Raw genomic sequence first — 8435 nt, forward strand, 5'->3', positions numbered from 1 at the left:
GGACACGGGGGCGTCGTGGATGCCGATGGCGCGTGGGACGCGTCGAGCGCCTTGGATCCTCTGGGGGAGGCCGAGGCGCTCGGCATCACGGCGGAGTCGGGCCGGGGTCTGTGCCTGGTCGACTCCTTCAGCGACACCTGGGGGTGGCACCCGCTGCCGGGCCCGCAGGCCGGGAAGGTCGTATGGGCCCTCTTCCGGGTGAACGGGGGCGCCTGCGAGAGCGCGGGCACCCGGAGTGTCATGGACGCAACAGGTCGTCGAACTCCCCGGCCTTGACGCCGAGGATCATCGCCTCGACCTCCGCCGGCGTGTAGACGAGCGCGGGACCTTCGGGGAAGCGCGAGTTGCGCATGGCGATGCCGCCGTCGGGCAGCTTCGCGAGTTCCACGCAGGTTCCCTGCGAATTGCTGAACCGGCTCTTCCGCCACACGACCCCCTGGAGGTCCTTGGCGGCCATGCCGTTGTACGCGTGAGGCACTGGGGTCTCCTGGACTCGTCCGGTGGGCCGTGCGGGTTGAACAGCAGGTCAGTGCCGACTGCCAACTCCCCGGGATCATAACTGCGTTCACGTACCGATGCATGTGCCGATGCACGTGCACGACCCGCGGTCGCAGCGTCATCACTGCGGGTCAGACCCTTGACTTGAACTTGACTTCAAGTTCTAACTTCGCCGCATGAGCATGGAGATGACCGCGTGGAACGCGCTCTACAACTCGCGCCACGCCCACCAGGACCAGCACCCGTTCTCGGCCGCGACAGTCCGCCGCATCGTCCGCTTCGCACACCGCCACCACCGTAAACTGGTAGCGTTCCTGCTGCTCAGCAGCGTGCTCGCGGTCGTCACCGTGGCCACACCCCTGCTCGCGGGCCGGGTGATGAACGCCATCGACCAGCACGAGAGCACCTCCACCGTGCTCGTCCTCGCCGGCCTGATCGCGGCCATCGCACTGGCGGAGGCAGGGGTCGGCATTCTGACCCGCTGGCTGTCCGCGCGCATCGGTGAAGGCCTCATCCTCGATCTGCGTACCGCCGTCTACGACCACGTGCAGCGCATGCCGGTGGCCTTCTTCACCCGCACTCGTACAGGTGCCCTTGTCAGCCGACTCAACAATGACGTCATCGGAGCGCAGCGCGCCTTCTCCTCCACCCTCTCCGGGGTCTTCAGCAACCTCGTCACCCTGCTGCTGACCCTCGTGGTGATGCTCAACCTCTCCTGGCAGATCACCCTGCTCACCCTCGCGCTGCTGCCCGTCTTCGTCCTGCCCGCCCGGCGGATGGGGGCACGGCTCGCCCGGCTGGAGCGGGAGCGGGCCAACCACAACGCGGTGATGAGCACCCAGATGACCGAGCGCTTCTCCGCGCCCGGCGCCACCCTCGTCAAACTGTTCGGGCGGCCCAAGGAGGAGTCGGCCGCGTTCGCCCGACGGGCGGGACACGTACGGGACATCGGCGTGCGCACCGCCATGGTGCAGGAGGTCTTCTTCACCGCCCTGACCCTGGTGGCGGCCCTCGCGCTCGCCCTCGTCTACGGGCTCGGCGGCACCTACGCGCTGCGCGGCAGCCTCGACCCCGGCGCCGTCGTCTCCCTCGCCCTGCTGCTGACCCGCCTGTACGCGCCGCTGACCGCACTGGCCAACGCCCGCGTGGAGGTGATGAGCGCGCTCGTCAGCTTCCAGCGGGTGTTCGAGGTGCTCGACCTCAAGCCGCTGATCGAGGAGAAGGAGGACGCCGAGGAACTGCCCGAGGAGCCGGCGGCCGTCGAGTTCGACGACGTCCACTTCAGCTACCCCTCAGCCGACAAGGTCTCCCTCGCCTCCCTGGAGGAGGTCGCCACCCTCGACACCAGGGGCGGCGAGGAAGTGCTGCACGGCATCTCCTTCCGCGCCGAACCCGGACAGATGATCGCCCTGGTGGGCTCCTCCGGAGCGGGCAAGTCCACGCTCGCCTCGCTGGCCCCCCGCCTCTACGACGTCGACAGCGGCGCCGTCCGCATCGGGGGCAGGGACGTGCGCGACCTGAGCGCCGCGTCTCTGCGGGCCACGCTCGGCATGGTCACCCAGGACGGCCACCTCTTCCACGACACCATCCGCGCCAACCTGCTGCTCCCCCGCCCCGACGCGACCGACGAGGAACTGTGGTCCGCGCTGCGCCGCGCCCGCCTGGACGAGCTGATCGTCTCCCTGCCCGACGGTCTGGACACCCTGGTCGGCGAGCGCGGCTACCGGCTCTCCGGCGGCGAACGGCAGCGCCTGACGATCGCCCGCCTGCTGCTGGCCCGGCCCCAGGTCGTCGTGCTCGACGAGGCGACAGCCCACCTGGACTCCACCTCCGAGGCGGCCGTCCAGGAGGCGCTCGGCGAGGCACTGGCCTCCCGCACCTCCCTGGTCATCGCCCACCGGCTGTCCACCGTGCGGGCCGCCGACCAGATCCTCGTCCTGGAGGCGGGCCGGGTGGTCGAACGGGGCACCCATGAGGAGTTGCTGGCCGCGGGCGGCCGGTACGAACAGCTCTACCGCACCCAGTTCAGCGAGACCGGCGCCGCGGGCGAAAGCCGTACCGGCGGCCGGGGCGGCGGAGCCGAGGTGAGCGCGCTCGCGTGAGCGGCCCTCACCCGGGCGGGCGCGCTCGGCGGGCGGCACAGGAGGGGGCGGCACAGGCTGGGAGCACGGCCCGCCCGCGGGGCGGCCCCTCCTCGACGCCGGCCGGCCGACCGCCGCACGAATCCCGGAAGGACACGAGCGCCATGAGCTGCTCCAGCCTGGAGGCCCTGACCCGCTGCTCCGTCGCCGTCGACCTGGGCGCCGCCAGGACCCGCGTCTACGCCAAGGGATCGGGGCTGATCGTCGACCAGCCGTCGGTCGTCGCCGTGAACACCTCCTCGGGCGCGCTGATCGCGGTCGGCGACGCGGCCGAGCGGATGGACGGGCGCACCCCCCAGCACATCCGGGTCGTCCGGCCCGTCACCGGCGGCACCGTGCGGGACATCGACATGGCGCGCCGGATGGTGCGGTCCCTCGTCGGTGAGCGGCTGCGCCGCGTCAAACGGCGCCGGGTGATGAGCCACGCGCTGGCCACCGTCCCGCACGACGCGGACCCGCTGGCCTGCCGCGCCGCCGTGGAGACGCTGACCGGCGTGGGCGCGCGCCGCGTCGAGCTGGTGGAGGCGCCCATCGCGGCGGCGATCGGCGCCGGTCTGCCGGTCGCCCAGCCGGAGGCGGCCATGGTGCTGGTGTGCGGCACGACCACGACCCAGGTGGCGGTCGTCTCGGTGGGGGCGATCGTCGCGGCGGGGACGGTGGGCCTGGGCGGCGACACCATCCACCATGCCGTGGTGCAGTACCTGCGCAACCGGCACGAGTTGCTGCTGCCCAGCCAGGAGGTGCGCCCGCTGCACCTGGCGCTGCTCGGCAGCGGCGGCGTCGGCAACGGCGTCTACACCGGCCTGATCGACGTACAGGGCCGCGACGTGGTGACGGGTCTGGCCCGTACCGTCACCATCGACCCCGAAGAGGTGCGCAGCGCCATCCAGACCCCGCTCACCGGGCTGCTGGACACCATCCGCGCCGTCCTGCACCGCTGCCCGCCCGACCTGGTGGCCGACCTGGCCGATCGCGGCATGGTCCTCACCGGCGGCAGCGCCGTGCTGCCGGGGCTCGCCGACCAGTTGCGTGAGCACACCGGCATGGGCGTGCAACTCGCCCAGGAACCCGAACTGAGCTCGGTGAACGGGTTGGCGGCCCTGATGGCCGGGCGTCTCGCGCCGGATCCGGCGGGGGACGCCGGGGCCGAGGAAGCGGGCACGGCGCGCGACGCGCTGTCCGGGCACCACCCCCTGGCGGGGGACCGGGAGGTCATCGGCGCGCCCGAGGGCGGGACGGCCGCCGCCGAGGCGGTGCCGGTGCCGGGCCAGGAGGCGGGGTGACCACCGGCCCGCGCGACCGCGACCGCCGCGCCGGGACTCAGATGGCCCCGGCGGCCCGGTCTCTCGGAGCGTAGGGGCCGAAGAGGTCCACCAGACGGGAGCGGGAACGCTGGAGGCGGTCGCCCATGACCGCCGCGATGGAGCGCGTCATCGCCAGGCCCAGGTCCTTGTCCTCCTCGCACAGCAACCGCACCGACTGCGCGTCGAATTCGAGCGCGCGTACGGGGCTGTCCGCCTGCGCGCCCAGCGACCACACGTACGGCTGGAACATCCAGGACCAGCCGAGCAGCTCCCCGTGGCGGACATGGTCGATGGCCACGTCCCTGTGCCCTGGTATGTGCATGGCGAGTGTCGCGGAGCCGGTGTGCAGAATCCAGAAGCGGTCGGCTCTGGTGCCCTCTTCGAAGATCTGCTCTCCGGCTTCGAAGTGCACTTCGTGTCCAAGGGAGCGCACCCGTTCGCGCTGGTCGGATGTCAGCTCGGCGAGCAGTCCCGTCGTGGTCTGCATGGCCCGCCCTCCCTTCCGGGAACAGAGCGACGTATTCCCACGTCACGGCATTTTCAGCGTAACGCGCATCACCCGAACAGGCGAGTAACAGCCGGACGGAACGTACCGTCGGCAGTATGTGCAGGAACATCAGGACACTGCGTCCCCCCTACGCCGAGGGCGTCACCGACGAGGACGTCAGGGCAGCCGCCCTCCAGTACGTGCGCAAGGTGTCCGGCTTCCGGGCACCCGCCGCGCACAACCAGGAAGCCTTCGACCTGGCCGTCGAGCAGATCGCCGAGGCGACCGGCAGACTGCTGGAGAGCCTCCGGGTCAAAGGCTCGACTCCCCGCTGAGCCGCGGCCCCGCGCCCCGCGTCCCGCGTCCCGCTCGGCCTCAGCCGCTCTCGCGTGCCCCCTCCCGGCCCTCCAGCAGGTGCAGCAGCTCGCCCAGCACCTCGGTGAGCTGCTCACGCCGCTCGCCCCCGAGTCCGGCCAGCAGCGACCGCTCGTAGGCGACCTGCTCGGGCATGATCCGGTCCACCAGCTCACGGCCGCCGTCGGTGAGCGACAGATGGGCCACGCGCCGGTCCCGGGCGTCCGGGCGCCGTACGACCAGGCCCTTCTCCTCCAGCGTGCGCACCCGCTTGGTGACAGCCGTGCCCGAGGCGTACGTCTCCCTGGCGAGCCGGCCGAAGCTGAGCTCGCGGTCCTCACGGCGCAAGGCGCTGAGGATGTCGAACTCGGGGCGTGAGAACCCCTCGTGTGCCAACGGCGCGTCGGACGCCTGCCGCAGCAGCGCCGCGCACCTGGTCAGGCGCCCGATGACGCCGATCGGCTCGGTGTCCAGATCGGGGAGCACCCGCTGCCACTGGCCCAGGACCCTGGCGACGACGTCCCCGTCGGAACTTTCTGCGCCTTCTGGGCCCTCCGAGCCCGCTGCGCCCTCGGCCACCTCGGCGTCGCCCTCAGGCCCCGCAAGCGGCGGGGCCCCTCCCGTCCGGCGGCCCCGCTCGGCCGCCCCACCTCCGTTCGCGTCCGCTCTCTCGCCGGGTGCGGTGTCCTCCGGCACGCGCTGCCCCTCTCGCCCGAGGTGTCGTCTCCCGTTCACCGCTCAATTCTGCCGCCGGGGGGCACAGCGAGGGCGGAGCGGGGTCCCGCCCCGGGCGTCAGCCCGCCGCGCCACTCGACAAGGGCGCGTACGGGCGCGCTCGTGCGGGGTTCGACCGAGCGAAGGCGCTTCCGGGGACTACTGAGGGGTTGGGGGTGTCGCCGTGTGGGGGAACCGGCGCGGCGGGTGGTCGGTGACGAGGAGGTGATGGAGGCGGGCGAGAGCGGACAGGAGGGTGTCTCGTTCCTCCTCGTCGACGCCGGCCAGCGCGGTGGTCAGCGCGTTGTCGGCGTGTGCGGCGCGGCGCTGCTCGCTGGCGGCGCGGATGGCCTCGGTGAGGTCGACCAGGGTTTTGCGGCCGTCGGCGGGATCGGCCGCGGTGGTGACCCAGTCGCGGGCGGCCAGGGCGCGCACGCTGGTGGAGACGCGGCTTTGCGCCAGTCCTGTGCGCTTGGCGATGTCGCCGACTGTGCTGCGGCGATGCAGGAAGAGGTCCTGGAGGACCAGGAACTCGCCCGGTGCGAGGTTGAGCGCGGGCGCGCCCATGCCTTCGAGGGCGATCTCGGCCAGGCGGCGGCCGAGTTGGTACAGGTCGCTCATCTCCATCCCCTCAAAATACATCTCCGAATATATATCTTCGTAGATACATCTTGACAGATTGATCTCTGGGGATGCATCTTGGCGGAGGTCGACAGGGGCTGCGAGCCCGGAACCCATTGGAGAAGCACCATGAGCCTCAGCGATTACCTGCTCTACACCGGCGTGTTCGTCGCGATCCTCGCCACTCAGCTCGGTACGCGGCGTCCGGACGCCAGGCGGCTGCTACTGCCCGTCGCGGTCGTCGCGGGCGTGGGGTTCTCGTACCTCAAGGAGATACCGGCCGGGGACACGGCCCGCCTGATCGAGGCGGCCGGACTCGGGATCGGTCTGTTGTTCGGTGCCGCTTCGCTCGCCCTGATCGAGGTCCGCCGCGACCCGGCTGACTCCCGCCTGGTCACCGTCGCGGGCTGGCCCTACGCCGCACTGTGGACGGCCGCCATGGCCCTGCGCATGCTGTTCGCCTACGGCTCGACCCACTGGTTCACCCACGCCCTGGTCTCGTTCTCCGCGCAGCATCACGTCCCGGCCGCCACCTACGGCACCGCGTTCGTCCTGATGGTCCTGGCCATGATCACCGTCCGGACCGCCGGCGTCCTCGTTCGCGCCCGCCGCACAGGCGCCACGGTCGACTTCGGCACGCTGGGCGTCGCCCGCCGGCTCGCACGCTGAGCGTGCCGTGGGGCGACGGCCTCCGCGGCACGCGTCGCGCGAGCGGCAGCGGGAACCCGGCCGCACGCGCCGCGCACGCGCGATATCGACGAGAACAGCGAATCGGCCCTGTCAGCCCTGTCAGCCCGGACGCGAGACGCGAAGGCACCTCGACGGCCGGGCCGTGTGCCGGGCCGGGCCCGGAGGCCGGCGGCTCCTTGGCGAGACCACGAAGACAACGGGGAGGCGGTCGGCCAGAAGCGCTGCGGCCGGTCACTCCGTCAGGCGCGGGCCCACAGGGAGGGCGCGTCCAGCGGGTTCCAGCCCGGCTGCGCGGTGTGCGCCTGGACGCAGCGGTAGGTGACACCGTTGTAGGTGACCTGGTCGCCGACCTGGTACGCGGTGCCGACCGCCCAGGTCCCCTCGGTCGGCGGGTCCGTCGGCGGGTCGGTCGGGCCGCCGCCACCGCTGGTGACGAGCGTGAGGCCGTAGGCCTGGAGGGCGGGGTTGACGGGGAAGAAGAACGTCGTTCCGCCGCTGGTGCAGTTCCCCGAGCCGCCCGAGGTCATGCCCTGGGCCTGGTCGCCGGAGATGAACGAGCCGCCCGAGTCCCCCGGCTCCGCGCACACGTTCGTCCGCGTCACGCCGGAGACGGTGCCCTGCGGGTACGTCACGCTGGTGTTGTGCTGCTGGACGGTGCCGCAGTGCCAGCCGGTCGTCGATCCCGAGCGGCACACCGACGCGCCTACCGGTGCCTGCGTCGAACCGGCCACGGTCACGTCGCCGTTGCCGTAGCCGTTGACGAGCGGGCGCGGCGTCCAGTTGCCGTTGGTGGCGACCCAGGCGTAGTCGCGACCGGGGAACGTGGAGCCCTGGAAGCTGCCCTGCGCCTGCTGGTTGTAGCCGGAGGTCGGTGTGCCGGGAGTGCCGCAGTGGCCGGCCGTCACGAACCCGGCCTGGCCACCGCCCCGGGTGACGGGGAAGCCGATGGAGCAACGGCCACTGCCGTTCATGTAGTACGCGTCGCCGCCCCGCAGGTCCGCGAAGGTGCGGGGCTCGGCGTCGGTGTGCCGGACCGTCACCGCGTCGGCGTGGACGCCCGCCCGCGCGAGGAAGTCCCGCGCGGCGTCCTTGTCCGCCGCCTCGACCACGACGTCGTTGTGCCGGGTGTCGACGTACCACACGCGCACCCCCTCGGGGGCCGCGCGCCCGGCAGCACGGTCGAGCGCCTTCTGCACGCGGTCGAGCGCGCCCAGATCACGCTCGACGACGCGCGCGGTGGCCCCCGCCCCGGTGATGCGGGCGCGCTCCTTCGCGTCGGTCGTGGCGACGGTCAGCCGCGCCGCGGTCTTCCCGCTGACGTGCGCGCCGGCGTAGCTGTCGCCCAGCGCGGTGCGCAGCGCGGCCACGGTGTCGGCGGCGTCGGCCTCGTTGACCAGCCGCTTCTCGGCCTGCGCCGTGGTCAGCCCGAGGTCGCGGGTCATCGCCTCGACCAGGTCGGGGTCGGGGGTGGCGGTCCCGGCGCGGGCGGCGGACGCGCGGGCGTCGTCGGCGGGCCTGGCCTGGGCCGGCCCGGTGAGCCCGGCCAGCACGAGACCGGCGGTCGCCAGTGTGGCCGCAGCCGCCGCGGCGGCACGGTGGCGTACGGGGGTCGGTCTGGGGCGGGTG

10 protein-coding genes are annotated in these 8435 nt (G+C 72.5%); 5 read left to right on the forward strand and 5 right to left on the reverse strand.

Annotated elements, in window-relative coordinates:
• A partial coding sequence (locus tag AB8Z75_RS26920; RefSeq protein WP_369206382.1) for an ATP-binding protein occupies positions 1 to 276 on the forward strand: 276 nt, incomplete at its 5' end.
• Here AB8Z75_RS26920 and AB8Z75_RS26925 read toward each other — a convergent pair.
• Positions 239 to 478 carry a DUF397 domain-containing protein gene (locus tag AB8Z75_RS26925; RefSeq protein ID WP_369206384.1) on the reverse strand — a complete coding sequence of 80 codons (240 nt, stop codon included), beginning with the start codon at positions 476 to 478 and terminating at the stop codon, positions 239 to 241. The two genes, AB8Z75_RS26920 and AB8Z75_RS26925, sit on opposite strands and share 38 nt — an antisense overlap.
• Positions 479 to 674: 196 nt before the next feature.
• Here AB8Z75_RS26925 and AB8Z75_RS26930 point away from each other — a divergent pair, with 196 nt between their 5' ends.
• On the forward strand, positions 675 to 2600 hold the full coding sequence (locus AB8Z75_RS26930; RefSeq protein ID WP_369206386.1) for an ABC transporter ATP-binding protein: 1926 nt from the start codon (positions 675 to 677) through the stop codon (positions 2598 to 2600).
• Positions 2601 to 2743: 143 nt separating this feature from the next.
• Entirely contained in the window at positions 2744 to 3922 is a 1179-nt protein-coding gene (locus AB8Z75_RS26935; protein ID WP_369206388.1) for a rod shape-determining protein, read from the forward strand.
• 37 nt (positions 3923 to 3959) lie between these two features.
• Here the strand turns inward: AB8Z75_RS26935 and AB8Z75_RS26940 are convergent, their stop codons facing one another.
• Entirely contained in the window at positions 3960 to 4430 is a 471-nt protein-coding gene (locus tag AB8Z75_RS26940; RefSeq protein WP_114022045.1) for a Crp/Fnr family transcriptional regulator, read from the reverse strand.
• A 116-nt stretch (positions 4431 to 4546) separates the two neighbouring features.
• On the opposite strand from AB8Z75_RS26940, the gene AB8Z75_RS26945 reads away from it, so the two are divergent.
• On the forward strand, positions 4547 to 4765 hold the full coding sequence (locus AB8Z75_RS26945; RefSeq protein ID WP_369206390.1) for a DUF2277 domain-containing protein: 219 nt from the start codon (positions 4547 to 4549) through the stop codon (positions 4763 to 4765).
• A gap of 40 nt (positions 4766 to 4805) precedes the next feature.
• Here the strand turns inward: AB8Z75_RS26945 and AB8Z75_RS26950 are convergent, their stop codons facing one another.
• A complete protein-coding gene (locus AB8Z75_RS26950) occupies positions 4806 to 5363 on the reverse strand; it encodes a MarR family winged helix-turn-helix transcriptional regulator (protein ID WP_369206392.1) in 558 nt (185 codons plus the stop codon).
• Between the two features lie 294 nt (positions 5364 to 5657).
• A complete protein-coding gene (locus AB8Z75_RS26955) occupies positions 5658 to 6140 on the reverse strand; it encodes a MarR family winged helix-turn-helix transcriptional regulator (RefSeq protein ID WP_369206394.1) in 483 nt (160 codons plus the stop codon).
• Positions 6141 to 6248: 108 nt separating this feature from the next.
• On the opposite strand from AB8Z75_RS26955, the gene AB8Z75_RS26960 reads away from it, so the two are divergent.
• Positions 6249 to 6788, forward strand: coding sequence for a hypothetical protein (locus tag AB8Z75_RS26960; protein WP_369206396.1), 540 nt, complete (start codon positions 6249 to 6251; stop codon positions 6786 to 6788).
• Between the two features lie 260 nt (positions 6789 to 7048).
• On the opposite strand, the gene AB8Z75_RS26965 is transcribed toward AB8Z75_RS26960, so the two are convergent.
• Positions 7049 to 8435 (reverse strand): carbohydrate-binding protein (locus AB8Z75_RS26965; RefSeq protein WP_369206398.1); only part of this gene is annotated, 1387 nt, incomplete at its 5' end.

The organism is Streptomyces sp. PU-14G, assembly GCF_041028275.1.
Lineage (GTDB): Bacteria > Actinomycetota > Actinomycetes > Streptomycetales > Streptomycetaceae > Streptomyces.

Coding starts and splice junctions, on each gene's coding strand:
- AB8Z75_RS26930 (WP_369206386.1), top strand. CDS start 675: ATGAGCATGGAGATGACCGCGTGGAACGCGCTCTACAACTCGCGCCAC.
- AB8Z75_RS26935 (WP_369206388.1), top strand. CDS start 2,744: ATGAGCTGCTCCAGCCTGGAGGCCCTGACCCGCTGCTCCGTCGCCGTC.
- AB8Z75_RS26940 (WP_114022045.1), bottom strand. CDS start 4,430: ATGCAGACCACGACGGGACTGCTCGCCGAGCTGACATCCGACCAGCGC.
- AB8Z75_RS26945 (WP_369206390.1), top strand. CDS start 4,547: ATGTGCAGGAACATCAGGACACTGCGTCCCCCCTACGCCGAGGGCGTC.
- AB8Z75_RS26955 (WP_369206394.1), bottom strand. CDS start 6,140: ATGTATTTTGAGGGGATGGAGATGAGCGACCTGTACCAACTCGGCCGC.
- AB8Z75_RS26960 (WP_369206396.1), top strand. CDS start 6,249: ATGAGCCTCAGCGATTACCTGCTCTACACCGGCGTGTTCGTCGCGATC.